The sequence below is a fragment of the Aerococcus sanguinicola genome (assembly GCF_001543145.1).
Lineage (GTDB): Bacteria > Bacillota > Bacilli > Lactobacillales > Aerococcaceae > Aerococcus > Aerococcus sanguinicola.
Genome location: NZ_CP014160.1, coordinates 1,448,895 through 1,473,398, shown reverse-complemented (window position 1 = coordinate 1,473,398; position 24,504 = coordinate 1,448,895). Strand labels below are relative to the sequence as shown.

The 24,504-nt window shown below is 49.4% G+C and carries 20 protein-coding genes, 1 tRNA gene and 1 pseudogene; 5 read left to right on the top strand and 17 right to left on the bottom strand.

The window, feature by feature from the left end:
• Positions 1-11: 11 nt before the first annotated feature.
• Complete coding sequence (locus AWM72_RS06525; RefSeq protein WP_067975107.1) at positions 12-671, top strand: amino acid ABC transporter permease; 660 nt, start codon at positions 12-14, stop codon at positions 669-671.
• Between the two features lie 413 nt (positions 672-1,084).
• Positions 1,085-2,053, top strand: coding sequence for a glutathione S-transferase family protein (locus AWM72_RS06520; RefSeq protein ID WP_067975104.1), 969 nt, complete (start codon positions 1,085-1,087; stop codon positions 2,051-2,053).
• Between the two features lie 72 nt (positions 2,054-2,125).
• Here the strand turns inward: AWM72_RS06520 and recQ are convergent, their stop codons facing one another.
• A complete protein-coding gene (gene recQ, locus AWM72_RS06515) occupies positions 2,126-3,907 on the bottom strand; it encodes a DNA helicase RecQ (RefSeq protein ID WP_067975101.1) in 1,782 nt (593 codons plus the stop codon).
• Between the two features lie 270 nt (positions 3,908-4,177).
• Between recQ and AWM72_RS06510 the strand changes: the two genes are divergently transcribed.
• Positions 4,178-5,674 carry an AcpB/EbpR/MafR family transcriptional regulator gene (locus tag AWM72_RS06510; protein ID WP_067975099.1) on the top strand — a complete coding sequence of 499 codons (1,497 nt, stop codon included), beginning with the start codon at positions 4,178-4,180 and terminating at the stop codon, positions 5,672-5,674.
• A 32-nt stretch (positions 5,675-5,706) separates the two neighbouring features.
• Here the strand turns inward: AWM72_RS06510 and mmuM are convergent, their stop codons facing one another.
• Positions 5,707-6,594: a homocysteine S-methyltransferase gene (gene mmuM / locus AWM72_RS06505; protein WP_070485656.1), complete on the bottom strand. Its 888-nt coding sequence runs from the start codon at positions 6,592-6,594 to the stop codon at positions 5,707-5,709.
• Positions 6,595-6,736: 142 nt separating this feature from the next.
• Positions 6,737-8,272 (bottom strand): AbgT family transporter, encoded by a 1,536-nt coding sequence (locus tag AWM72_RS06500; RefSeq protein ID WP_067975092.1) that lies wholly within the window; start codon positions 8,270-8,272, stop codon positions 6,737-6,739.
• A 264-nt stretch (positions 8,273-8,536) separates the two neighbouring features.
• On the opposite strand from AWM72_RS06500, the pseudogene sdaAA reads away from it, so the two are divergent.
• A pseudogene (sdaAA, locus tag AWM72_RS09680) lies at positions 8,537-9,418 on the top strand (L-serine ammonia-lyase, iron-sulfur-dependent, subunit alpha); the annotation flags it as partial.
• A 12-nt stretch (positions 9,419-9,430) separates the two neighbouring features.
• Entirely contained in the window at positions 9,431-10,114 is a 684-nt protein-coding gene (sdaAB, locus tag AWM72_RS09675; RefSeq protein WP_305781701.1) for an L-serine ammonia-lyase, iron-sulfur-dependent subunit beta, read from the top strand.
• Between the two features lie 447 nt (positions 10,115-10,561).
• Here the strand turns inward: sdaAB and AWM72_RS06490 are convergent.
• From AWM72_RS06490 to AWM72_RS06425, 14 genes are all read right to left on the bottom strand, one after another.
• Positions 10,562-10,642: transfer RNA gene (locus AWM72_RS06490), tRNA-Leu, on the bottom strand.
• A 131-nt stretch (positions 10,643-10,773) separates the two neighbouring features.
• Positions 10,774-11,700 (bottom strand): KPN_02809 family neutral zinc metallopeptidase, encoded by a 927-nt coding sequence (gene ypfJ / locus AWM72_RS06485; protein WP_067975087.1) that lies wholly within the window; start codon positions 11,698-11,700, stop codon positions 10,774-10,776.
• Positions 11,701-11,789: 89 nt separating this feature from the next.
• Positions 11,790-12,842 carry a uroporphyrinogen decarboxylase family protein gene (locus tag AWM72_RS06480; RefSeq protein ID WP_067975086.1) on the bottom strand — a complete coding sequence of 351 codons (1,053 nt, stop codon included), beginning with the start codon at positions 12,840-12,842 and terminating at the stop codon, positions 11,790-11,792.
• The gene (locus AWM72_RS06475) at positions 12,842-13,717 is read right to left on the bottom strand and encodes a uroporphyrinogen decarboxylase family protein (RefSeq protein ID WP_143485108.1); all 876 of its coding nucleotides are present in this window, start codon (positions 13,715-13,717) and stop codon (positions 12,842-12,844) included. The genes AWM72_RS06480 and AWM72_RS06475 overlap by 1 nt, the downstream gene beginning before the upstream one ends.
• 2 nt (positions 13,718-13,719) lie before the next feature.
• On the bottom strand, positions 13,720-14,778 hold the full coding sequence (locus AWM72_RS06470) for a uroporphyrinogen decarboxylase family protein (protein ID WP_067975084.1): 1,059 nt from the start codon (positions 14,776-14,778) through the stop codon (positions 13,720-13,722).
• Between the two features lie 11 nt (positions 14,779-14,789).
• Entirely contained in the window at positions 14,790-16,577 is a 1,788-nt protein-coding gene (locus AWM72_RS06465) for an ASKHA domain-containing protein (protein WP_067975081.1), read from the bottom strand.
• A 10-nt stretch (positions 16,578-16,587) separates the two neighbouring features.
• Positions 16,588-17,253, bottom strand: a complete 666-nt coding sequence (locus AWM72_RS06460; protein WP_067975078.1) for a cobalamin B12-binding domain-containing protein — start codon at positions 17,251-17,253, stop codon at positions 16,588-16,590.
• 258 nt (positions 17,254-17,511) lie between these two features.
• Positions 17,512-18,414, bottom strand: a complete 903-nt coding sequence (locus tag AWM72_RS06455) for a diacylglycerol/lipid kinase family protein (protein ID WP_067975076.1) — start codon at positions 18,412-18,414, stop codon at positions 17,512-17,514.
• Between the two features lie 138 nt (positions 18,415-18,552).
• On the bottom strand, positions 18,553-19,536 hold the full coding sequence (gene folP, locus AWM72_RS06450; RefSeq protein ID WP_067975073.1) for a dihydropteroate synthase: 984 nt from the start codon (positions 19,534-19,536) through the stop codon (positions 18,553-18,555).
• Positions 19,537-19,559: 23 nt separating this feature from the next.
• The gene (locus tag AWM72_RS06445) at positions 19,560-20,093 is read right to left on the bottom strand and encodes a SixA phosphatase family protein (protein WP_067975070.1); all 534 of its coding nucleotides are present in this window, start codon (positions 20,091-20,093) and stop codon (positions 19,560-19,562) included.
• 741 nt (positions 20,094-20,834) lie between these two features.
• Positions 20,835-22,034 (bottom strand): coenzyme F420-0:L-glutamate ligase, encoded by a 1,200-nt coding sequence (locus AWM72_RS06440; protein WP_067975067.1) that lies wholly within the window; start codon positions 22,032-22,034, stop codon positions 20,835-20,837.
• A gap of 97 nt (positions 22,035-22,131) precedes the next feature.
• Positions 22,132-23,334: an enoyl-ACP reductase FabV gene (gene fabV, locus AWM72_RS06435; RefSeq protein ID WP_195852684.1), complete on the bottom strand. Its 1,203-nt coding sequence runs from the start codon at positions 23,332-23,334 to the stop codon at positions 22,132-22,134.
• 62 nt (positions 23,335-23,396) lie between these two features.
• On the bottom strand, positions 23,397-24,065 hold the full coding sequence (locus AWM72_RS06430; RefSeq protein WP_067975058.1) for a YoaK family protein: 669 nt from the start codon (positions 24,063-24,065) through the stop codon (positions 23,397-23,399).
• 10 nt (positions 24,066-24,075) lie between these two features.
• Positions 24,076-24,375 (bottom strand): DUF4298 domain-containing protein, encoded by a 300-nt coding sequence (locus tag AWM72_RS06425; protein WP_067975055.1) that lies wholly within the window; start codon positions 24,373-24,375, stop codon positions 24,076-24,078.
• Positions 24,376-24,504 lie beyond the last annotated feature (129 nt).

Genomic DNA, 24,504 nt, shown 5'->3' with positions numbered 1-24,504 from the left:
GGAGTTTAACAATGGACTTTTCCGGTGCTTTCCAATGGATTAATATCAACTTCCTCCTCCAAGGCCTCTGGGTAACGGTCAAACTCACCTTACTCACCATTAGCCTCAGCCTATTCTTCGGCAGCCTCCTCGGTATCCTCCGCTATCTCAAGATGCCCATTATTTCTAACGTGCTGGGCTTTCTCATCGACACTGTTCGCAACCTCCCCCTCTTGTTAATTATCTTCTTTACTTACTTCGCCCTGCCCCAAATCGGAATCAAAATGGATATCTTCTGGGCAGCTGTAGCCGCCATGACCCTTTTTGAATCGGCTATGATTTCAGAAATTATCCGGGGCGGCATCCTGGCCCTGCCTAAAGGACAATTCGAAGCCGGCCTGGCAACCGGGCTCAGCCGCAGCCAAACTATGGCCTATATCATCATGCCCCAAGTCTACCGAACCATGGCCCCCTCCATCGTCAGCCAGCTCATTGCCCTCATCAAGGACACCAGCCTAGCTACCATCATCTCCCTGCCCGAACTCATGCACAACGCCCGCATCATCTACGGCCAAAACTCCAGCTACATCCTCGGCACCTTCGCCCTCGTCACTATCATGTACTGGCTCATCTGCTACACCCTCTCCCAAACCACCCAGTATCTTAATAAGGGTGTGAGCAAAGGCGCTTAGAAAGGGATGACTGGAGGCAAAGAGGATAAGAGCGGCTCTAGCCGATCGTTCCACTTTGCTGAAGTCACGCCCTTTCTGCCTTTGCGAACCCGACTACAAGGGCGTAAGACTTGGCGGTTAGGCTTGGATGATTGGAGCAAGTAAGGATAAGGGCGAAGTATTCGCTCCTTCCTTACTTGTGAAATCACTCCAAGCCTGCCAAGTCGAGCCCGACTATAGGGTGTGAGGGCACGCGCTTAGCTTTCCTTCACTGGACCAAGTCAGCTGAGCCAGTCTGTATGAATTAGCCAATGCGGAAAACAGACAAAACATATTTTTCTTATCATTCGCCAAGCGTTTCATTCGTTTTTTGCTATGATTTTCGTTATAATAAAAATATATCGAAACTGAAATAATAGAAAAGGAGTGTTGGTATGGGACTACTCGTTAATGGCGAATGGCGCGACCAATGGTATGATACTGAAAGCACAGGTGGGCATTTCGAACGGGATGCTGCTAAATTCCGTAACTGGGTGACTAAAGATGGTCAACCAGGCCCTAGCGGCGAAGGCGGCTTCAAGGCCGAAGCGGACCGCTACCATCTCTATGTTTCCTTGGCCTGCCCTTGGGCGAGTCGGGTCTTAATGATGCGGAAGTTGAAGGGGCTAGAAGATATGATCAGCCTCTCTGTGGTCAACCCCTTAATGGCTGAACACGGTTGGACCTTTGACGAGGCGGATGGCGTGATCAAGGATCCAGTCATCGACGCGGACTATCTCTATCAAATCTACACCCATGTGGCCCCAGATTTCTCTGGCCGGGTGACGGTGCCCGTCCTCTATGACCTCAAGCAGGATACCATCGTAAGCACCGAATCTTCTGAGATCATCCGCATGTTGAACTCTGCCTTCGATGAAGTTGGCGCCAAAGAAGGCGACTACTATCCTGAAAACTTGCGCGAAGAAATTGACCATTGGAATGACAAGATCTACGACAATCTCAACAACGGTGTCTACAAGGCAGGCTTTGCGACCGACCAAGCGGTTTATGAAGAGGAAGTCGCTAATGTCTTCAAGATGCTCGATGAACTGGAAGCCCACTTGGAAGACCACAGCTATTTAGTCGGTGACCAATTCACAGAAGCAGATATCCGTACCTTCACCACCCTGGTCCGCTTCGATAGCGTCTACCATGGCCACTTCAAGTGCAACTACCATCAATTAGTAGACTACCCTAATCTTTGGTACTATACCCGTAAGATTTACAATATGCCAGGAATTGCCGATACAGTAAACTTCCAACATATTAAAGAACACTACTACCGGTCACACGACACCATCAACCCAAACGGTATCGTTCCAGCAGGCCCTATCCTTGACTGGAGCTTGCCTGAAGACGAATAAAACAAAAGCAAATACAAACACAAAAAGAACTTCTAGCGCCAGGCTAAACGAGCCAGTCTAGAAGTTCTTTTTTTAACCTTCCAACCATTCCTCAATACGCTCAATAAAGATATCCGCATACTTGGAAGCCTTGACCTGGCCTACCCCGCTGATATCAAGAAAGTCATCATAGGTCTGGGGCTTTTCTTCAGCCATTTCCAAGAGGGTCTGGTTGTTAAAGATAATATAAGCTGGCACCCCTTCATCTCCTGCAAGTTCATAGCGGAGCTCGCGCAAGGCTTCAAAGAGTTCCTCATCACGTTCAGATAATTGACTGGCCACCGCTGTTTTCTGAGCTGACTTAGCTTGGCTGTGCGCCTTATAGGGTCGCGCTTTGATGGTCAGTTGCTTGTCCCCCTTGAGCAGGGCCTTGGAGGCTGGGGTCAGTTCAAGGCCCTTGTATTGGTTGAGGCTGAGGTAACCTTGGGACAGCATCTGGGAGATAATATCCTTGACTTCTTTCTCCGAATAATCTGCTAAGAGGCCATAAGTAGATAAGCTATCGAAGCCCTTGTCCCGCACTTTCTGGGCCTTGCTGCCGCGGAGGACATCACAGACCATGGACATGCCATAAGCCCAGCGCATGCGAACTAGGCAAGAAAGCACCATCTGCCCTTCCCGGCTGGCATCACGAACATCGATGTCCTCTAAGCAACCTGAACAGTTCTGGCAAGGCTCAGCCAGGTTTTCGCCGAAATAACTTAAGAGGTACTGGCGCAGGCAGCCGGCATAATCGGCATAGTTAATCATGGCCTGGAGACGGCGTTCAGAGCTTGGATCCTGGCTCTGCCCGATCAAGAATTTAGCCGCCACAATATCCTTGGCATGGTAGAGGAGGATGGCTTCAGCAGGCAAGCCATCGCGCCCTGCCCGGCCTGCTTCTTGGTAGTAGCTCTCCAGGTCCGTTGGCATATTATAGTGGATCACCTTGCGCACATCCGGCTTATCAATCCCCATCCCAAAGGCATTGGTTGCCACAATCAGGTTAACTTCTTCATAGATAAAGGCATTCTGACCAGCTTCACGCTCCTCAGCAGATAGACCGGCATGGTAGCGGACGACCTTAAACTTGGCCTGGCGGAGGCGGTCATAGAGCTGGTCGACTTGTTTGCGGGTATTGGCGTAAATAATCATGGCCTCTTCTGGATGCAGCTCTTGGCGGAGGGCTTCCCACTTAGACTGGGGCTCTAAGACGCGGAGTTTCAAATTGGGCCGGTCAAAGGAATTCACCACCAGCCGAGGATCTTCAAGTCCCAATTGCTGGATGATATCCTGGCGTACATAAGCCGTGGCCGTCGCCGTAAAGGCCGAAACGACGGGCCGCTGGTCTAAGGCTTCAATAAAACCACCAATTTCACGATAAGAAGCGCGAAAATCATGGCCCCATTGGGAAACGCAGTGGGCTTCATCCACTGCCACTTGGCTCAGCTTAACTTCCCGCATCCAATCGATAAAAGCCGGATGCTTTAACCGCTCCGGAGCCACATAGAGCAAGTCCAAGTCCCCTTGACCTAGGGCTTGACGCAGGCACTGAACCTCTTCCCAGGACGAAGCCGAATTGAGATAGGCTGCTCGAATTCCATGCTCATGTAAGCTATCCACCTGGTCCTTCATCAGCGAAATCAGCGGAGAAATCACTAGGGTTAAGCCCTCCAGCGCTAGGGCGGGCAGCTGGTAGCATAGGGACTTTCCCCCACCTGTGGGCAAGACACCTAGTACATCCCTACCGTCTAGAATTGCCTCTACAATCTCCTCTTGTCCCGGCCGGAACTGGCTATAGCCATAGTGATAGGCTAAGAGGTCTTGAGTGGCCATGTCATCGCTCCTTTTTCTTATTCTGTCCTTATTCTACTAGAAGCCCCGCACATAATAAAGAGGAAGCTGGTCAAGCTGAAATTTCAATAAAAAATTCTGAACAAAAATTATAAGTCAAGTGAAGACCATCAATTCATATTTTCTATATTCTTAGGGGCTTCATAAAGCCAATTAAATGCTATAATTAAAGCATTAGCTTTTTTTCAGAAGAAAAATATTTCATCTTTCTTCTGCACCTAAGCCAGGCTAATTGAGAAGGTAGGTTTTATTATGTACTCTGTGTTATCATCTGCTGAACAGCACCAACTGCGCTTACTTCACATCCTCTATCGGTCGACCGACTGGATTACGATGATTGAATTAGCGGAAGCCATCGATTGTTCGGACCGCATCCTAAGCAAGGACTTGTCTTATATTGAGAATAATTTCTCCTCATATTTGACCATTGAGCGGTCAAAATTCGGTATCCGCGGCATCTATGCCCCTTCTGTTGACTACTATACCTTCGTTCGCCTCTACATGAGAGACTCCGTCGCCTTCAATATTCTAGAACAGATCTTTTTTCACCCGGATATTTCAACCCAAGAAATTTCCGATGAAATCTTTGTCAGTCCATCAACCGTTTATCGGAATATCAATCTTTTGAACCAGGCCCTGCGCAGTCAGTTTAATTTTGAAATCTCTAACAGCCCCTACCGCTTCGTTGGCCCTGAGACCAATATTCGCCTCTTCTTCATGTTCTTCTTCCGCGAAAAATATAGTCCGCTAGAATGGCCTTTCGAAGAGGTTAACCTGCAATATTGTGAGCTCTTCCTCAGCACCGCTTGGAAGGTAACCTGCCACCAATACACCAACGCCTGGTTCCAATCAGGCAAAATCTTATTAGCGATCGGCATCATCCGCACCCAAAAAGGCCATCTCATCCAATCCAAGGATATCCCCCTCTTTAAGGGCATCTACCAGGACCTTATCGACGAACTCGAGAAAAATGACGACCTCAAAAATATGGAGCAAAGTTTTAACTTTAAGTTGAACTTGACCAATGCCGTCCAACTCTTCATGCCCGTCCTCAATCAGAATATCTATGTCGACCTCCGCAATTTCCAGGCAGAAATCAGCGAGCGCCCATTAATTCAGCGGTCGGTTGAATATTTGAATCAATTCTTGGATACCATCTGCCAGGAGGCCCATGTCCATATTGAACACCGCGACCGCCTCATTCTCAGCCTGCATAACTATGCCTTCTTAACAACCGTCGCAGATATTCAAAAGGACAGCCTCTTAATCGACCGGAAGGCAGACTACATCGAAACCATGTCCCACTTCTACCCCGACCTCTATGACCTCATTGTCAAAGAAAGCGAGCATTATTTCCAGTCGATCGGTCTCAAACCGCTTCCCTACGGCCTGACCAATTTCATCTATGCTCTCTATACCGGCTGGGAAAAACTTCACACCCATATGCACCTGGCCCATCAAAAGCTAGTCGCCTATATCGTCAGCAATTATTCCAGCGACCACGCCCACCGCATCCAGGACGCCTTGAACAACCGTTTCGGCTTAGTGATCGACTTCCATATTTACAAGCAATTCCCACTCAAGCGCAAACTGATTGAAAATCTCAAATGCGACCTTATCATCTCAACCTTCGATATGCCGCATGACTTCAAAATCCCCAACCTCTACGTCCAAACCCTACCAACCGAGCAAGACTACAACTGGCTGGCCGCCTTCCTCAAACAAAAACGCCAGCAGGAACGGAATTAGAGAAAAAAACCAAGCCGCTGTGCTTGGTTTTTTTACTCTTTATTTTTGATATAAGCATCCAAATTTTGTCGGACTTCTCTGATATCTTGGGCTGTAGTGCCACAGCAACCGCCAATAAAGCGCGCTCCTTTATCATACCAATCAGTCACCCAGTCACTGATGGACACCTCCTTCTGCCCTTCAAATTGCTTGGTTTTCGGATTGTAGGTCCCGCCTAGATTAGGGTAAACAATAAAAGGTTTGAGAGCGGAAGGCCCCATGGTATCCAAGGCAGGGCTCACCCAAGCCGCTGGGCAGCAGTTGACACCATAAGCAATAATTTGTGGATGCCAATCCAGCAGGGTCTGTAAATCTTCCAGGGCTGTGCCATCACTCATATGGTAAGGATCTTTAAGGCTGACAGTGAGGCAGGCTTTTTGGTCGGGAAATTTCTCCAAGAGCTTGAGCAAGGTCTTCACTTCCACAAAATTAGGAATGGTTTCAAAGAAAATTAAGTCCACTCCCGCTTCAACCAAGAGGGCAAAGCGCTCCGCATGGAAGGCATAAAGCTCTAAATCAGAGAGCTCGTAATCCCCCCGATACTCTGACCCATCCGCTAGAAAAGCGCCATAGGGTCCGATAGAGCCAGCCAACCATTTCGCCTGATCGCCTCCACTGGCAGTCCGCGCCTGCTTGGCTAAAAAGACAGCCTTACGCATTAAGGTTCGCGCTTCAATATTCTTATGGCCAGCCTTGACAAAACCTTCCACGCTGGCTTGATAGCTGGCTGTAGTGGCTATATTAGCTCCCGCTTCAAAGAAAGCTTGGTGGGCTGCTTTAATCGCCTCAGGAGCTCTTTCCACGAGGCGGGCTGTCCATAGGGGATGGTTGAGTTCCTCTTCATAAGCTTGTAATTCCGTGGCTAAGCCCCCGTCGAGGATGACGACCGCTTACTTTTCCAGAGCTTTTACAATATCCGACATCAGCTTTCATTCCCTTCTCTTATCAGTCTCTTAAGCTTAGCATAGCCCAATCATGAAGAAAAGAAAAAAGAAGTGCTCACAGTGAACACTTCTTTTCTTCTTAAACGTGGAGGCCTGCGCCCGGTCCCAGGGGTAGGTTTAAGACGTACCACGCAACTAGCATGAGCGTCCAAAAGACAAGGAAGGCGATGGAATAAGGGAGCATTACGGAAATGAGAGTTCCTAGTCCTGACTTCTTGTCGTAGCGCTGCATGAAGACTAGGATCATGGCGAAGTAAGACATTAGAGGCGAAATAATATTAGTCGATGAGTCCGCCACCCGGTAAGCCATTTGGGTCAGTTCGGGGGAAAGTCCGAGTTGGAAGAACATGGGCACGAAAATTGGCGCCATAATCGCCCACTTGGCTGATGCCGAGCCAATAAAAAGATTGACAAAGGCCGTTAAAAGAATGAAAGCTAGGATCAAAGGAATCCCTGTTAAACCGACCGTCTTCAAGAATTCAGCCCCTGAATTAGCCAATAAGAGGCCCAAGTTAGTATAGGAGAAGTAAGCAATCAACTGGGCTGCGAAGAAGGCCAAAACAATATAAGAAGCCATCGACTTCATTGAAGCCGTCATAGCGGCCACGAAGTCATCCGATGAGGAAATCTTCTGAGTCTGCCGGCCATAAGCCAAGCCAGGGATAGTAAAGAGTAAGAAGATATAGAAGATCAAGCCATTGTTTAAGAATTCCTGCAAGTCATACTGGCCCGTCGCCTCATTCAAGGAACGAAGGGGGGCCCCTTCAGGAACCATAGCCAGGCCGGATATAACGAGGAAGACAAGCAAAGCAATTCCCGCATGCTTGAGTCCCCGGTTTTCATCTGGAGTCAGGGCTTGGTCATCGTGGACCGCATTGCCCTCGTAGTGGCCCAGGTGGGGTTCTACAATTCGGGTGGATACCCATGTCCCTACTAGGGTTAAAACGATGGTGGAAGCCATGATAAAGTACCAGTTGCCGGTGATTGATACGGTATGTTCAATTCCTACACTGTTCAAAGCAGCATTAGTAATCCCCGTCAGGAGAGCATCAGTCGGTCCAAACATTAGGTTAGCCGAAAAGCCCCCCGACACCCCCGCAAAGGCCGCTGCTAAACCAGCAATCGGATGGCGGCCCGCTCCTGCAAAAACAATAGCTCCCAGCGGAATAACCACCACATAGCCCGCGTCCGAAGCGATATTTGAAATGACACCTGCGAATACCACGACTGCCGTAAGCAGGCTATCTGGAACCTGGGTAACAAGTTTCTTCAGGGCAGATCCAATCAAACCTGTCCATTCAGCCACGCCCACACCGAGCATGGTGACGAGGACCGTTCCCAAGGGGGCAAAGCCCGTAAAATTCGTTGTGGCATGGTTGAAGATGTAGCGGAGGCCTTCCCCACTTAAGAGCGAGACCGCTTCTACAGTCACCTGCTCATTAGCCTTGGCATCGAAGTATTCTGCACTGGCTCCCAGTTCCGCAAAAATAGCGGATAAAACCATTATAACGATAGATAAAATAATAAAGATAATCACAGGATGGGGTAGACGGTTCCCAACCCGCTCCACCCAATCGAGAAAGGACTGGAGCGGCGTCTTCTTTTCTACTTCCATTATTTTTCCTCCTTAGTCGACATAATTTTGCCCATTATAGCACTTCCACGTCTAAATAGCGACTATTCACTAATTTTTTATTAACAAATGATTAAGATGCATTAATGTTTCATAATCCCCTTAATTTAATTAGAAAACAGTGGCCTAGCCCTAAATTCTTTAACACTTAATACAATAATAGGGGAATTCACCTGACAACGCTTTCAATTTATATTATAATAAGTCTGAGCTTGCATCATTATACTATTTAAAGGAGGCTTATTAATGTCTTTTACAAATTTAAAAGAATTAATTGAAACTGCAACAGAAGAGAATAAGAAAATTTACGAATTGATGCTTGAGACTGAATCAGAGTATCAAAAGAAAAGCATTGATGAGTTACGTCAAGCGATGGCTGACCAATTCGATGTAATGGTGGAATCTGTACGCAAGGGAACCAAAGAAGCAGCCATGTCTCAAACTGGGATTACAGGCGGTGACGGACACCGTCTCTACGAATATGTCCATGATGCAGGCATGGATTCGCTGGTTAATCCTGATACCTTAGAAGTAGCTGCTAATGCCATGGCTGTTAACGAGGTCAATGCTGCCATGGGCCGGATTGTGGCTACACCAACAGCTGGTTCTGCCGGCATCCTACCTGCTGTTATCACCCACATGTATGATACAGGCAAATATGAAAAGGATGAATTAGTTAACGCTATGTTCACTTCCTCAGCGCTCGGCCTAACCATTGCCAACCAAGCTTGTATCGCTGGGGCTGAAGGAGGTTGCCAAGCCGAAATTGGTTCTGCAACAGCTATGGCTGCCGGTGCCCTAGTCGAACTCAAGGGCGGAACACCTGACCAAGTCGGCCATGCTCTCGGTCTAGCCTTGAAGAACTCCCTAGGTCTGGTTTGCGACCCAGTAGCTGGCCTGGTTGAAGTGCCTTGCATTATCCGTAACGGCCTCCATGCCATTACTGCTCTAGCTGCTGCTGATATGGCCCTAGCTGGCGTGAAGAGCGTTATTCCAGCGGATGAAGTCATCGGTGCCATGTATGATATCGGTAAAGAAATGCCTGCTTCCCTGCGTGAAACCGGGATTGGTGGCTTAGCTGGTACACCAACTGGTAAGTCCATCAAAGAAGAAGTCTTCGGTTCACGTGGTGAGCTCGAAATGAATACCAAGACCGCCAATTACAAGTCTGCCTATGATATCATCGGCCCTGTAATGGTCGGTCCATCCTCCTCTCACACGGCTGGTGCTGCCCGGATCGGGAACCTGGCCCGTCAACTCTTGGGTGAAGAACCAGAAGAAGTTGTCTTCAGTCTGATGGATTCCTTCGCTAAGACTTACCAAGGCCACGGGACTGACCGCGCCCTAATTGGTGGCGTCCTCGGTTATGAAACTTTCGATCCAAATATTGCAGATGCTGAAGAAATGGCAGAAAAAGCTGGTCTCAAATACCACTTCCTGGAAGCTGACTTCGGCAACTACCACCCTAATACTGTACTTGTTGACCTCTGGGGTGCTAATAATTACATCAGCGTGATTGCTAGCTCCATCGGTGGGGGTAAGATTGAAGCTCAAAAAATTGGTGAATACGACATTAAATTCTCTGGTGAACGACCTACCCTCTTTGTTTACCACAAAGACAAAGTTGGTGTCATTGCAAAATTAACAGACTACCTGGCTGATAAAGGTTTCAATATTTCCTTCATGATGAACCAACGCCAAAAAATCAATGGCCCAGCGATTTCTGTCTTTGAAGTCGATACCGAAGTTTCAGACGAAATTCTAGATGATCTGAAGAAAGAATTCCCAGGCATTGAAAAACTTCAATATGTTAATGTTAATTAGGCATTAGCTTAAGCTGAGTCGAAAGGCTCAGCTTTTTTTGTTTTAGAAATTTTGCTAACAAATCAGACTTGATAAAAAGCACAAAAAAAGCCACGGCTAAACCGTAGCTTCATATCTCTGGAGGCTTAATGCAGTCCCTCCTCAACTCTTGCGGAGCTTTATCCCTCAAGCAATCCCTCAAGCTTTATACTGGAGGGGTATGCTTTCAAAGATTTGTTTTAAATTGACTTCATAAATAATAAAAGAGCCTCAACTGAAGCTCTTTCTCGCACCCTATAGTCGGGTTTGCAAAGGCAGAAAGGGATCCTCTCACACCCTGTTCAGTCGGGTTCGAAAGAGCAGCTTTGGAGTGCTTTCGCAAGTCAGAAACGTGCAAGCGGTGCTTGCCCTTATTCTGACTTACTCCAAGCATCCAAAGCTAAGCGCTCTTTCTCGCACCCTGTTCAATGCAGAAGATGGGAGTCGAACCCACACGTCGTTAGACACTGCCGCCTGAAGACAGCGCGTCTGCCATTCCGCCACTTCTGCTTAATGTATACTAGCTAATTCCTTATCTAGCAACTCTTTTATTGTACGCCTTTTTTAGGAAAGACGCAAGACCTAGCAGTATATTTTTCAAAAAAGAAGAGGACCAACTTGGCCCTCTTTTCATCATGATTTTATTTTTCAAAATCAAGATAGGTGTTAAAGGTATCCCCATGGTCCAAGTCGCCGTACTTGTAACCGCGCTCGAACCAGGCTTGGCGCTGCTTGGCAGAGCCGTGGGTGAAGCTGTCAGGCACCACTTGTCCATAGGCGGCTTCCTGGAGGGTATCATCTCCAACGGCATTGGCCGCTTGGAGAGCCTCTTGGATATCGCCACTCTCTAGTAAGCCTTGATTTTCCGCATAGTGGGCCCAGACACCAGCCAAGTAGTCAGCCTGGAGCTCTAGACGAACAGAGAGCTGGTTGGCTTCCGTCTCTCCCGCAGACTGGACAGCCCGCTGGTATTGATCCATGATGCCGAGTTCATTTTGGATATGGTGGCCTACCTCATGGGCTAGCACATAGGCCATGGCAAAGTCGCCAGGTGCCTGGTAGCGGTTCTTCAATTCCCGGTAGAAAGAAAGGTCGATATACACCGACTGGTCACCCGGACAGTAGAAAGGCCCCGCCTGGGCTGACCCGAAGCCACAGCCCCCAGTTTGCACATGGTCGGTATAAAGGACAAGGGTCGCGGGGTCATAGGACTGGCCTTGGCTTTGGAAGAGTTCTGACCAGAAATCTTCGGTCGATCCCAAGACAGCTGACAGGAAGTCCTTCTCCTCGCTTGAGGCACCGGCCTGCTGGGTCTCCACCTGCTGGCTGGTCTGGGCTTCTTGATTGCTTGTTTCTTGACCTAGGCCGCCCCCTAAGAAGCTGCCGCCGCCAAATAACATCATCAAAATAATGATAATCACAAGCCATTTCCCACCGCCCCGCCTTGACATCAGGAGCAGGCTTAAAAGACCGCCTAAGCCACTGCCACCTGACCGTGACGGCCGTCCCATGCTCTGGCCTCGCCGGTCATCGACGTTCTTACTCCGTCTCAAATCATCCCATTTCATCAGAATCCCCCATCTCTTATGTGCTTAATATGCAAGCCCTTTATTTTACCTTTATTATAGCACGAATCAATCCTAAAAAAGACTAAAAACTACTTGTCATCGCGGCTATAGCGGCGGGCCGCTTCCATATAGGCTTGGATATTTTCTTCTGGCGTATGATAAGGCACACTGCAGCCAGGGCCGAGCAGATAGCCGCCTTCATGGTCAGCAGCTTGGGCGTAAGACTGGGCTACCTGGGCTTCTAAATCTTCTGGCTGGCCTTGTAAGAAATATTTCACCGGATCAATATTTCCAATCAAGCCACAGTCAGGGCCCAAACCTTCCTTAGCCGCTTGGAGGTCAACGGTTTGGTCAGCACTGAAATAGTCAATCCCAGTTCCTGCAATATAGGGCAAGCTCTTGGTACAGTCCCCACAGATATGGAGGGTGACTGACTTACCATAATGGTGGATCCGATCAACAATTTCTTTGGTATAAGGCTGGCAGAACTTCTCGTATTGCTTAGGACTTAAGAGCGCTCCGGAGGCAACCGGATCGGTGAGAGAAAAGCCAATGGAAGGGTTGGCCGCCGCAAAGTCATCAATAATCTGTAACAAGGCATCCGTTACAAAACGCAGGAGCTGGTGGACTTGGTCGGTCTTCTTGCGGGTGGCGCGCAGGAGCTGTTCCGGTGGGTAGAGGCTAGCGGCACTCGTTATCGGACCACTTAATTCATAATCAATGCGGTAGTCCGGCCCCAATTTCTTCTGGATCAGTTCAATAGCCTCATAGTGCTTCTGCTGGTTAGGGTCATTACGAAGACGGAGACGGCCTGCATCGAGTTGGTCAATGGCTGCCAGGTCATCCAAGGCATAGGAAACAATGGCATCTGAACTATCTTCAGATGCTTTAAACTGGCTGCCCAAGGCGTGTCCCATTCCGTAGAGGCCAAAGTTAACCGAGTAATTATCCGGTGCGAATTTTTCGGCAACGGTAATTTCTTTTTGGGCAATATTTTCAGCGGTCATTTCGGATTCGCGGTAGGTCATTCCAGCCAATTTGGCTCCTACCGTTCCGTGAAAGAGCATAATTGGACGGCGATCGACGGCTTGACCGGCTTGATAGGCTTGCAAGCGGTCAACGGATGTCATCGTTTCTGTCATTAAAAATCACCTTTCTCTTGCTTGTTTATTGGATTGAGCTTATAGATGCCCTCTTGCAAGCTCCCAGTCACGAGTCCCTTAGCGGACCAGGTCTCCCTAAAGAGCACCTGGGGAAAATCCTGGGCTGGGGCCAGCTTGGGGCCGCATTCCAGCCAGCCTAAAGCTGCCAAGCCGCGGTAAAGGCCTGGAGACAGGTAGAGCTTGGCTCCTCGCGCTTCAACTGAAGGCAAAAGCCTCTCGACTAAGTCCCTCTGCAAGCCACCAGCGACTTGACCATAGTGGCGGGGGCCTAAGAGCTTTCGATCCCCCGTTGGATCAGCTAGGGCGAGCACGCTGGCCCCCGCATCAAGAGCAGCTTGGCCTACACGAGTCAAGCCTTGAACTAAGGGCGCCATCACTGCCTGGTAACTCGCTGGCTGGCGGCGAGCACATCCTAGCAAATCATTGAAATCATAGAGCTGTTCAGCCAGGGTAAAGGGGCCAGTCAGGTTAAAGCAGATCTTCTCTCCCTTTTGACTGAGTCGCTGGCAGGCCGCCAAGGATGCGGCTAAGGCATTGTCCGTCAGCGGTAGAGCTCCCAGCGGTCCATGGTCTAGCTGGCGCTTGCTTTTGGGGTCTAAGCGGTCTCCCAGGTAACGGTCATGGTAGACCTGGCTGCCATATGCTTCGGCTTCCAGGGAATGGTTAAGAGGCAGAAGACAATAGTTCTGCCGGTAGTACTGACGATATTTTTGGACCAGGGCGGCCAGGCAAGAAGGCCAGTGGTTAATGGTCGTTAAGTCGTCTATACTAGCTCCCAGGACTTCAGCGGGAAAAGGCCGGGCACAGTCCAAAGACCGGGCTGGGACATAGGGCTGACCTTTGTACAAAACCATGGCTAGGCCCAATTTTGCGCCGCTTTTTGGGCACAGGGGACAGCAGTTTCCATAAAGGCCTCCACATTAGCTACTGGGGTATCCACGGGCAATTGGCAGCCCGAGCGAATAATAAAGCCTCTTGGATTGTCCCCTGCTTTGGCAAAACAATCTTCAACTGCCTGGCTAACTTCTTCAGGACTGCCTTGGAGGAAGCACCGCACCGGGTCAACATTGCCCATCAAAGCAATCGCTTGGCCCACTTTTTCCTTGGCTTGGCCTAGGTCAACGGTTTGGTCAAGGCTGATCATATCCACGCCCGTCTCCACAATGGCTTCAAGGTGGTTGCTGATATCCCCACAGATGTGCATCCCCACACAGCGGTCATGGGCCTTAATGAAGTCTACCATTTCCTTAGTATAGGGAAGGACAAAGTCTCGGTATTGCTTAGGGCTAATCAAAGCGCCCGAAGCCACTGGGTCATAGATAAAGAAATTCAAGTCCGGCATTTGAACCGCCCGCTCAATAATTTCCTTCACCCGGTCGGTCACAAAGCGCAAGAGGCGGTGGAGCCCTTCCTTATCCTTACGCGTCGCCCGCAGCATCTTCTCGGCGGGATAGATGCCTGACGCAAGGGTAAACGGCGCGGAAATACAGTAGCAGGGGTGGCATTTTGACCCTACTGCCCCGTCAATCTTATCCAGAGCTTCCAAGTTGATCCGTTGGGAGATATCCCGGTCGAAACTCGTCGCCTCAACCTTCAATTGATCCACTTGGTCTAAGCTCTTGAGGGCATGGTCAGCTACTGAAGGCGCGGACTCACGCGGGCTCTTAATCTTAGACCGGTGGCGGATGGCAAAGTTAACCGAAGTATAGCTCACAGACAAGGCATCTAAAGCAAATTCACGATAGATGGTGAGCTCACGTTTGGCTAATTTATCCGCCGTATTAAAACTCTCCCGGTAATTCATCCCCGCTAATTTAGCGGCAAAACCAGCGTGGCAGAGGGTAATTGGGAGCCGGTCGAGACTTTCCCCAGCCTTTAGAGCCTGCCAACGTTGATTTGCTGTCATTTCTTTCATCATAATCTCCTCTACTTTCTTTTTAATTTTGGAAAAAGTGATGCCCGAGCGAAGACACGGTCATAGTCGTCTAAGCGCGATAATTCAATATAATCAATCCGCCGGGCGAGGGCTTCTAAGCCCTGGGCGGCATCTTGGTCCATCAGGTAAAGATAGGCCCCACTATGGGACGAGTTCCCAATATATGAGAGATGGCCCGCAAAGCCTTCCGGTAAGAGGCCGGTCTTGATCAGACTGGCCTCCGCCAAATGCCGACCAAATTGCCCCGCCACAAGGACCTGGTCGATCTGCTCAGCTTCCAGCTGGCTTGCTTCCAAGAGGACTTCCACCCCTGAGCGAATAGCTCCCTTGGCCAGTTGAACCTGGCGGATATCGTGCTGGGTCAGGCTAACTTGGGAAGCCACTTGGAGAGAGCGTTTACCTTGGTCATCGACTTTGAGATAAGGTCGGCGGGCATCATCTGGGGCTAAAGACTCCGGATCAATAATCCGCCCCCGGTAGCTGATCAGACCCGCCCGCAAGCCTTCCCGGATCAGGGCGAGGACGCCACTGCCACACAAACCTTGGGGCTTTCCTCCACCAATCACTTGGAGGTCAAATTGACCATCCTGCCATAAACATTCCTCAACTGCTCCTGCAGCCGCCTTCATGCCAGATGAAATCATCATCCCTTCCAAGGCTGGCCCGGCGGCACAGGAACAAGACACATAACGGTCCCCATCTTGGACTAACATCTCCCCATTGGTCCCAATATCAATCAAGAGCCGGCGCTTTCCAAGCTCACTAAAGCCAGCCGCATAGGCCCCAGCGACCACGTCCGACCCAATATAGGCCGAAACTGCCGGCAGGGTCATGACCTGGGCCGAGCTAGGAATTTTTCTCAGGCCGAATGCTTTAGCGGAGAGTTGCTGCCCGGAACGAAAAACCGGCAGGTAGGGCGACTGGCCCAGCGGACGCGGATCGATCCCCAAAGCAAGGTGGGTCATAACGGTGTTGCCGGCCAAACTGAGGCCATAAACCGCACTTTCAGGGCAATCTGCTTCCTGGCAGAGCTCATCGATTAAGCTCTGGATGGCCCGTCTAATGGCTTGTTGGAGCTGCTTCAGACCGCGCCCCCCTTCCGTCATGACATAAGAAATCCGGTTCAAGACATCCGCCCCCTGTTGGATTTGCGGGTTGAGGGCAGAAGCCTGGCTGACTTCCTCCCCGGTCTCTAAGTTGATGAGGCTAGCAGCTAGGGTGGTCGTCCCGATATCCACAGCCAAGCCATAAATCCGTGCATCTTCCGCTTGCAGGTCGAGGGCCAGGACTCGGTCATCACAGATAATGGCCCGGTAAGTTTGATTACGCTCGATTTCAAGCCCCTGCCAGACTTGCGCAGGAAAGGATGAAACGTCCAGCTCTTGCACCAGGCGGGTCTCTAAATCTGCCCCCGCTTGAAGCAAGTCCCGGTCCAATTTAAAACTGGCTTGGCGCCAGCGTTTAGGCCCAGTCAGAGCGAGACGGTCTCCCGTGACTAAGATCCGGTGGTCCCTTTCCATATTAAGAAAAGCCAGGCGCAAATCGGATTGAGGCCGCGCCCGGCAGGCTAGCGGATACTTGCCCGCCAGACCCTGGTAAGCCTCAGCCGCCAGCTCACCTTCCAAGAGCTTAAAACGACACTTGCCACAAGTGCCTTTGCCCCCACAATCGCCAGGCACCGGCAAACCGGCTTCGACCAAACAGGCGTAGAGACTTTTCCCTGACGCCGGATCATAGTCTACCACCTGGTCCCAAGCTTGAACCTGAATCTTCACCACAAGACCCCTCCTAATCCTCGCCTTCTCCAACTAAACGTTTGGCTAATTCAACGGCTTCAATGGCATCTTCAGAATAGCCATCCGCCCCAATTTCATCGCAATAATACTGAGAAACCGCCCCGCCACCAATCATCACCTTGAACTGGTCACGGACGCCCCGCTCTTCCAAGCGCTCAATCAAGGTCTTCATCCCTGTCATGGTCGTAGTCATCAGGGCGGAAAGACCAATCAATTCCGCCTCTTCCTCGATGGCCCGGTCGATAAAATCATCCAGTGGCACATCACGCCCCATGTCGATCACTTCAAAGCCACCCACTTCGAGCATGACCTTGACCAGGTTCTTACCGATATCGTGGGTATCCCCCTCTACTGTCCCAAAAATAATTTTATGGCGGGCCTGGCCGCCCTCTTCCTTGCGTTCCAACAAGAGGGGCTTAAAGATAGCCATGGCTTCATTTAGGGCATCCGAACAGATCAGGACATCGGTCACATAGTACTCTTCTTCAGCGAAGAGGACGCCAGCCCGGCTCATCCCATCTACTAAGCCTTCCATGATGGCATCCTGAACATCATAACCTGCTTGGACATACTCCTCAGCTGTATCGATAATCTCTTCATCCTCCATCTCAAAGACCATATCCGACAATTCTTGGATTAATTCTTCTTTTGAACGCATGATTGCTCCCCCTTTATTTCGTCTTCTCTACTATAACACGTTATCGCTTTCACTTGTAAGCTTTTTCATTATTTGCCGATAAGCTCTCCATAGAAAAAGAAGCTAGAACAAAAGCCTAACTTCTTAAATAGATTGTATTTGTGAGAATCCCTTGCCCTTTTGAATTTGTCCCTTGAAGGGTCAACCTCAGCGCTCCGCTCCTGCACAAAGCTTTTGGCAAAAGACTAAGCAACTTTTGTCACAGTGCTTTACCAGACACTAATCCTCCATAGCTTCTGGGACATAGAATTGGATATGTTGGGGGAGGACTTTTATTTGAGCAGGGAGCTTAGGTCCCATATCCCCATCCAAGTCGAGCTGGATGTCTTCTTTGTCGGGGCAAGTAATGGAAAGTTCCCGGCAAGTGAAAGCGGTAATGTTTTCATTCTCATTCAATTGGCCAAAGACCATATCCTTGAGAGCCGACAATTTAGCCCCCAAACCTTCATCCGTCACAATTACGACATCGAATTCCCCATCCTGGAGGCTGACCTTCTTCTTAGAGAAGCGCAAGTTCCCGACCTGGTTGGTTAAGAGAACAAAGACATGGCTGGCCTTGCCTTCAAACGATTCCGTATCCGATTTGATTTGAAGCTCGTGGACTTGGTCATTGGGCAGTGCTTTTACAATATTTTTGGCATAGGCGAGGGTTCCCAGGCGTTCCTTCTCTTCTGAACTCGTAGAAGTCGTCGCATCAATCATCTCGCCAAAGCAAGCGTAATAGCTAAAATAGGTATCATTACACTTGCCGATATCGACGGCTCGAACTTCTTCCAAGTTAATCTGTTCGATACTCTCTTCAATATCGTTGGACATGTTAAAGAGCTGGGCATAGGTATTGTTGGTTCCACCTGGCAGAAAACCCATCTTGGGCCGGTGGTCTTGTTCAGCGATGCCATTGACCACCTCATTAATGGTCCCATCCCCACCGATCACATAAACACTATCATAGCCTTCTTCACAAGCCTGGCGGGCAAAATCGGTCGCATCCCCATCGCCCTCAGTCTCCATAAGCTCTACTTGGTCAAAGTGAGGGGCCAACTTTTCTTTCAATTGTTGGGCGTAAGAAGCCCCTTGGTTATCACCTGATGTGGGATTCACAATAATCATCAAGTTCTTCATAACAGTCTTCCTTTCACATAAATTCTTTTTAGCCTTATTATCACCTGTTTAAATCAAAAAAGCTAGGTTGAACCCTTGGCTAAGCCTTAATAAGTCTTAAAGAAAAAAAGGACAAGCCCTAGCTCGTCCTTTCGCTCCTTATTTCTTATCAGCATAAGCTCCAAAGTTGACATCTTCCATCTGGTCGGCTAAGCGAACTGCATCGCCAATCTGACAAGCAATCCGGTGGTGGGCCATGGTATGGACACGGACAACTTCAATCCCCTGCCGAGCTGCAATAGTAGACAGGGCGGCTGAGGCTTCATCCCGGTTTTCAAATCCTTCCTCAGTTGACACATCCACATTATAGCCGGCTTCTTCCACCATATTCTGGATGAAACGTTTGCGGGAAACACCCAAGAAGATCCAATAGCCTTTATCATGGAGGAGACCCATCTTTTGAATCAAGCTGAGATTCTCTCGCTTGGTCAAACCAAAACCAATGCCAGGGTCTAACATGATCCGGTCATCATCAATTCCCGCTTCATGGGCGCGTTCTAAACTCTTGTCCAAGTAGGCCATCATGACGTCTTCAATTGGCATCTCCTTGAAGGCTGCTTTTTCTTCATCTGTAAAGACTGTTTGGTCCCCAAATTCCGGGAATTTTTGCGAGCCGGGATGGTCAGGCCGAGCGGTAACAGGGTTAAACATCAGGATTGCCCCTGCCTGGGACTGACCCACCACTTCAGCCATTCGTGGATCGCCTAAGAAGCCCGTGATGTCATTAATGATATCGACACCAGCTTCAATCGCAGCCTCAGCGACATCCGCCTTCCAAGTGTCCAGAGAAAGTGGGACATCCGTCACTTCCTTGAGGGCCTTGATCACAGGGACCACCCGATTGATCTCTTCTTCAATGGCGACATAAGTACTGCCTGGCCGGGTCGATTCCCCGCCGATGTCGATCATCCCCGCTCCCTCTTTGATCAATTTCTGGGCCTGGGCGACAGCCTTATCAACGCTATTGTACTGGCCACCATCTGAGAAGGAGTCAGGGGTGACATTGACAATGCCACACAGGATAGTTGGTTCTTGGTCGTTGCTTAGTGTCTTATCATGGTAACGAAAATGGCTAGATCGCATATCAGCTACTCCTCTTCTATTAATTAATGTGCTTTAATGTATTTAACGAGACGGCCCTTACCTTCCTCATCGATCGCAAGGAGGGCAGCATCCCCCTTGTCAAAGTCATGGGAAGAGCCCCCAAAACGACGGAGCCAAGCACTCACATAAGGTTCATGGGCGACAAGGACCAAGGCCTGTCTTTCTTGCATCCAGTCCTTAATAGCCGCTTCTCCTCCTAGATCTGAACTTTCCGCAATCTCTAAATTAGAAGATTGGGCAAGGGCTTCTTGGAAGGCTTGAGCAGTTTGCTGAGCCCGGCTGAGGGGGGAGGATAAGATTTGAATGTTAAAGGGGCTCAAGCGGTCTTCAAATTCCTGGTAACGATCTTTTAGGTAAGCTGCTTCCCCCGCCAACAAGGGCGGATCAGCAGGATTCGCCTCATAATCGGGTCTACCGTGACGGATGATCAGCAAGTAATGAGCAATTGCTTGGTCTTTAGCTTGGCCTTTTCCTGTCGCACTTGCTTTGCTTTCTTCAGGGGCCAAAAAAGATTTCAATGATTGAAAGAATGACATAAATTAGCTCCTTTAGTTGGGTTCGCAGTTGCAGACTTGAAGTGACTTCAGCCAATCGGAATGATCGGCTAAAGCCGCTCTTTTCCGTTTGGCCTCCAGTCATTCAAGTCTGAACGCAACTGCTCTCACCCTGTTTTAGTTGGGTTCGAGGATGCAGAAAGGAGTCCTCTTCAAAACAGTCCGCCGAAGTCTTTTAGACTTCTCTGGACTGTTGATCCAGAGGTCCCTTTCTCCCGCATCCTCTCACACCCTGGTTAGTTGGGTTCGCAAGAGTAGAGTTGAAGTGATTTCAGCTCATCGAAATGTCTGACTAGCGCCAGACTTTTTCGGTGAGCTTCCAATCATTCAAGTCTAAACGCTCTTGCTCACACCCTGGTTTAGTCGGGTTCGACTTGGCAGACTCGGAGTGATTTCACAATTAAGAAACGAGCGTATACTTCGCTCTTATTCTTAATTGCTCCAATCATCCGAGTCTAACCGCCAAGTCTCACACCCTGTTTAGTTGGGTTTGGTCTGGCAGCTTTCGTGTCACTTCACAAGTCTCCGCCGTAGTCTTGCGGACTACTCTGGTGACTTGCTCCAGTGAAAAAAAGCTAGCGCCAGCCCTCACACCCTGGTTTAGTTGGGTTCGCAAGAGCAGCTTTGGCGTGCTTTCGCAAGTCGGAAACGTGCAAGCCTTGCTTGCTCTTATTCCGACTTACTCCAAGCATCCAAAGCTAAACGCTCTTGCTCTCACCCTGTTTAGTCCGAGTAATTGTCGAAGTAGCCTTGGATGTAGATGAAGGGGGTGCCTTTGTCGCCGCTGCCGCTGGTGAGGTCGGCTAGGGAGCCGACGAGGTCAGTGATTTGGCGGGGGGTGGTGCCTACCGAGCTGTGGTGGGTGTCGCCTTCATTTTCTTCGTGTTTCTTGATATGGTCGCGCATGGCGTCTTCTAGGGCCTGGCCGCTGAGATCGCTGAATTGGTTGTCAGCCAGGTATTTCAGTTTCATCTCATGAGGAGTACCTGCTAGCCCGTCAGTGTAACCAGGGGAAACAACGGGATCGGCGAGTTCCCAGATATGGCCGACTGGATCCTTGAAGGCCCCATCCCCGTAGACCATCACTTCAATTGTCGCTCCAGTTTCTTCAGCAATCTGTGCTTGGAGTTCACAAACAAAAGTCATCGCATCACGGGGGAAGAGTTTCAGCGTGTTTTCACCGGAGAGATTGGCACCCAGTAGCCCGAATTCTTCATTGTAACCTTCTCCCTGGCTAGGTGCTTGGTTGAGAATGTTATCGAGGCTCAAAACCACTGCTTGGTCATCTGCCTTCTTCAATTCACGTTTCAACCGGTCCCGGCTATGGGTGGTGCAGACCAAGACATCCTGGCTGTAATCAAGAATCGTTTCCACCCGGTTAGAGAAGATAATCTCACATTCTGCCCCTTCGCCTTCCACACATTCCTTATAGAGGGCCACATAGTTTTGACCTGTGAAGGGGTGCTTAGGTTGACCAAAAGTTTGGACGAATTCTTCCTCAGTTAATGTCGTCGACCAAGGATTAATATCAGCTTCCTCAAGGGCTTGGTCTGAAATCAGGGCATTGCCCACCTCATCGCGCGGATAAGCGAATTGGATCACCACTTTGGACTTGGCTCGGGCGATGGCTTGGAGAATAGGATAGAAGCGGTTGCGGCTGGTAATCGGGAAGACAATTCCAATCGTATCAGAAGTGAACTTCTTGTTGAGGTCTTCTGCGACCGCATCTAGGCTCACAAAATTACCTTGGGCGCGAGCCAAAATTGATTCCGTTACCGCGATAATATCCTTATCTTGAATCTTAAAGCCTTCTTGGTCCGCAGCTTGAACGAGGGTTGCTTTCACAATTTGGGCGAGGTCGTCGCCTTCTTTAATAATAGGTGCACGCAGTCCCCGAACGACAGTACCTAGCAGTCTTGACATGTTCATCATCCTTTTATCAGTCTATTTTATAAAAAACAATACGTCTCCATGATAGCATGTTTTGCCCTCGCCGTGCACCTTTATTTCAAAAAAAGCGCTAAGCTTCTAGTGCCTTCAAGTCGTCTAAGCTAACTGCTTCTTGAGCGTCATCGCCATCGACATCGAAGCCATTTAGGTTCAGAAATTCGTGCCAGAGCAGGTCATAGGCGGTCAGATCCGTCTTGAAATTATCAGGCGTGATTTCTTTGATAAGGGCTTCCGTTTGGGCCTGTACCTCGGGATCTAATTCCCAAAGATCGGGACGGAGGCGTCCCTTGTCATCGTAGGCTGCCTGGTTGCCGTAGACCATGTCCCGGTAGATCCGGTCCTGGTGCATAATCGGCGTTTCGTGAGTCCCGCGCTCAGCCATCACCTTGTAGAGGGCGATGCAATAAATAGGGAAGAATGGAATGACCGCGCTGGCCTTGGTGGTCACAGCCGTTGCTACAACAACTTGGGCCTTTCCGCCTAAGTATTCTAATTCTTGGTTGATCCACTCTGCCTTCTCATCACAGTCTGCCTTGGCCCGGCCCAAAGTCCCATCTTGGTAGTAAGAGCGGTTGAGGTCACTCCCCAAATAGGAATAAATAACCGTTTGGACCCCTTCAGCCAGAACGTCAGCTTCCTTGAGCAGCTTGATCCAGCCATACCAATCTTCACCACCCATGACTTTAACGGTTGCTTCGATTTCTTCTTCACTGGCTGGCTCTAAGACTTCCTCATAGAGTTCTTCTTTCTGCAGGTTAATATTAGGGCCTACGACTTCTTGGCCGATGGATTTGATCGCTGAATGGTAGGTCTCTCCTGTTTCAGGATCCGTCCGCCGACCGGTTGCCAGACTATAAACGACTAAGTCAACTTTTCCACCGAATTCTTCCTTGATGTAATGAACGACGTCATCCTTCAAGGCTTGGCTAAAGGCATCGCCTACGAAATTTTTTGCCACTAAACCTTCTTTTTCAGCCGCTTGACGGAAGAAGACATTATTGTACCAACCGGGAGTTCCCAAGTTTTTCTCCGAACGAGGTCCCTTATCATAGGATACGCCGATAGTATCTGCCCCTGCCCCGAAGGCTGTGGTAATCCGTGTCGCTAGGCCGTAGCTGGAGGACGCCCCTAAAACAAGGACCTTCTTAGGCCCTTCATAGTGTCCCTGGCTCTTCACATAGTCAATTTGATTCTGAATCTCCTGCTTGAGCCCCATGGGGTTAACGGTCATCAGCACATTGCCTCTTAAGACAGGCTTACTTTCAATTGTCATCTCATCACTCCTGATATTATTTTTCTATTAATTATACACAAAAAAGCTGGTCCTGGATAGTTTTAGGGCCAGCTCGTCACTTCAAGCTTATCGCGGAAAAAGAAGAAATATCCCGCCACCAGGAGGTCCAGAAGCCCCGCCACCAGCATTTCGTGGAAAGGGGTATACTGGTCCACCAGAGCCGCTAAGATGCCTCCCGCTAAGAAGCTCCATAAATTATTCAAATGGAAGGTCAAGCGCCAGATTTCAATAGGATGACGGTTGAGCCAGCGGCCGACCATGACACCAATATCCGTCAACAAGCCCGTCATAATCGTCGTGCGGACCGTAATCCCCCGATAAGAGAGCCGCATACCATTCTGGAAGCCCAGCGAAAAAGCGGTCAAGACTAAGAGAAGGCCAGCTGGCAAATCTAGCCAGGGTGTCGCCAGCCAGAGGAGCCCAAAGCCCGTCAGAATAGCCGTATAGCGCAAGCGGACTGCCGAATCATCATGGGGATAACAGAAGCCACTGAAGATAGTCCCCATGAGAAAGGCAAAGACAACGGACAAGGTCTCCACCAAGGCAAAATTATTCTGCTGGACAATCAATATCGGAATATTGGTCAGCGATCCCGTCTGCCCCGCCAAGGTGGTCGCAAAATGAATAATCATCGTCACATTAATATAACCTGCCAAAAAGCGCAGGAATAAAACCGACCAATAATTCGCTTGTCTGCTTTCGCTTGTCACGTCCCACCCCCTAGGCTAAAAGGTCGCGGGCCAAGTCGAGAAGGGCCAAGGCAATCCGATGCTTGTCAACTAAACAATCATAGACCCCATCTTCGCTCAGCACCTGGTAAGTCAAGTCCTCAGGCATGCCTCCAGCCTCATAGGCATCAAAATCGTCAAACCATTCTTCGCTCCCATAATAAGCTTCGAGGGCCTCTAATTGGGGCTTGATGGCTTCAAATTTAGCCAGATCTTGGTCAAAATCTTCAAAAAAAGATTGAATTTCCTTCAAGTGACTTTCCATTTCTTGGATGCGTTCTATAGCTGGCATTTTTTACTTCCTTTCTGCTGGGCTAGGCAGAGGCTGGAACAAAAGCTCCCTCCTCTTTAAAAATAACGACTCGTTAAGCAAAAATCGCTTCCTATAATCCATAGCCTAAGCGCCTTTTGTCACAGGCTC

Coding starts and splice junctions, on each gene's coding strand:
- AWM72_RS06525 (WP_067975107.1), top strand. CDS start 12: ATGGACTTTTCCGGTGCTTTCCAATGGATTAATATCAACTTCCTCCTC.
- AWM72_RS06520 (WP_067975104.1), top strand. CDS start 1,085: ATGGGACTACTCGTTAATGGCGAATGGCGCGACCAATGGTATGATACT.
- recQ (WP_067975101.1), bottom strand. CDS start 3,907: ATGGCCACTCAAGACCTCTTAGCCTATCACTATGGCTATAGCCAGTTC.
- AWM72_RS06510 (WP_067975099.1), top strand. CDS start 4,178: ATGTACTCTGTGTTATCATCTGCTGAACAGCACCAACTGCGCTTACTT.
- AWM72_RS06500 (WP_067975092.1), bottom strand. CDS start 8,272: ATGGAAGTAGAAAAGAAGACGCCGCTCCAGTCCTTTCTCGATTGGGTG.
- sdaAB (WP_305781701.1), top strand. CDS start 9,431: ATGAATACCAAGACCGCCAATTACAAGTCTGCCTATGATATCATCGGC.
- ypfJ (WP_067975087.1), bottom strand. CDS start 11,700: ATGAAATGGGATGATTTGAGACGGAGTAAGAACGTCGATGACCGGCGA.
- AWM72_RS06480 (WP_067975086.1), bottom strand. CDS start 12,842: ATGACAGAAACGATGACATCCGTTGACCGCTTGCAAGCCTATCAAGCC.
- AWM72_RS06475 (WP_143485108.1), bottom strand. CDS start 13,717: ATGGTTTTGTACAAAGGTCAGCCCTATGTCCCAGCCCGGTCTTTGGAC.
- AWM72_RS06470 (WP_067975084.1), bottom strand. CDS start 14,778: ATGAAAGAAATGACAGCAAATCAACGTTGGCAGGCTCTAAAGGCTGGG.
- AWM72_RS06460 (WP_067975078.1), bottom strand. CDS start 17,253: ATGCGTTCAAAAGAAGAATTAATCCAAGAATTGTCGGATATGGTCTTT.
- AWM72_RS06455 (WP_067975076.1), bottom strand. CDS start 18,414: ATGAAGAACTTGATGATTATTGTGAATCCCACATCAGGTGATAACCAA.
- folP (WP_067975073.1), bottom strand. CDS start 19,536: ATGCGATCTAGCCATTTTCGTTACCATGATAAGACACTAAGCAACGAC.
- AWM72_RS06445 (WP_067975070.1), bottom strand. CDS start 20,093: ATGTCATTCTTTCAATCATTGAAATCTTTTTTGGCCCCTGAAGAAAGC.
- AWM72_RS06440 (WP_067975067.1), bottom strand. CDS start 22,034: ATGTCAAGACTGCTAGGTACTGTCGTTCGGGGACTGCGTGCACCTATT.
- fabV (WP_195852684.1), bottom strand. CDS start 23,334: ATGACAATTGAAAGTAAGCCTGTCTTAAGAGGCAATGTGCTGATGACC.
- AWM72_RS06425 (WP_067975055.1), bottom strand. CDS start 24,375: ATGCCAGCTATAGAACGCATCCAAGAAATGGAAAGTCACTTGAAGGAA.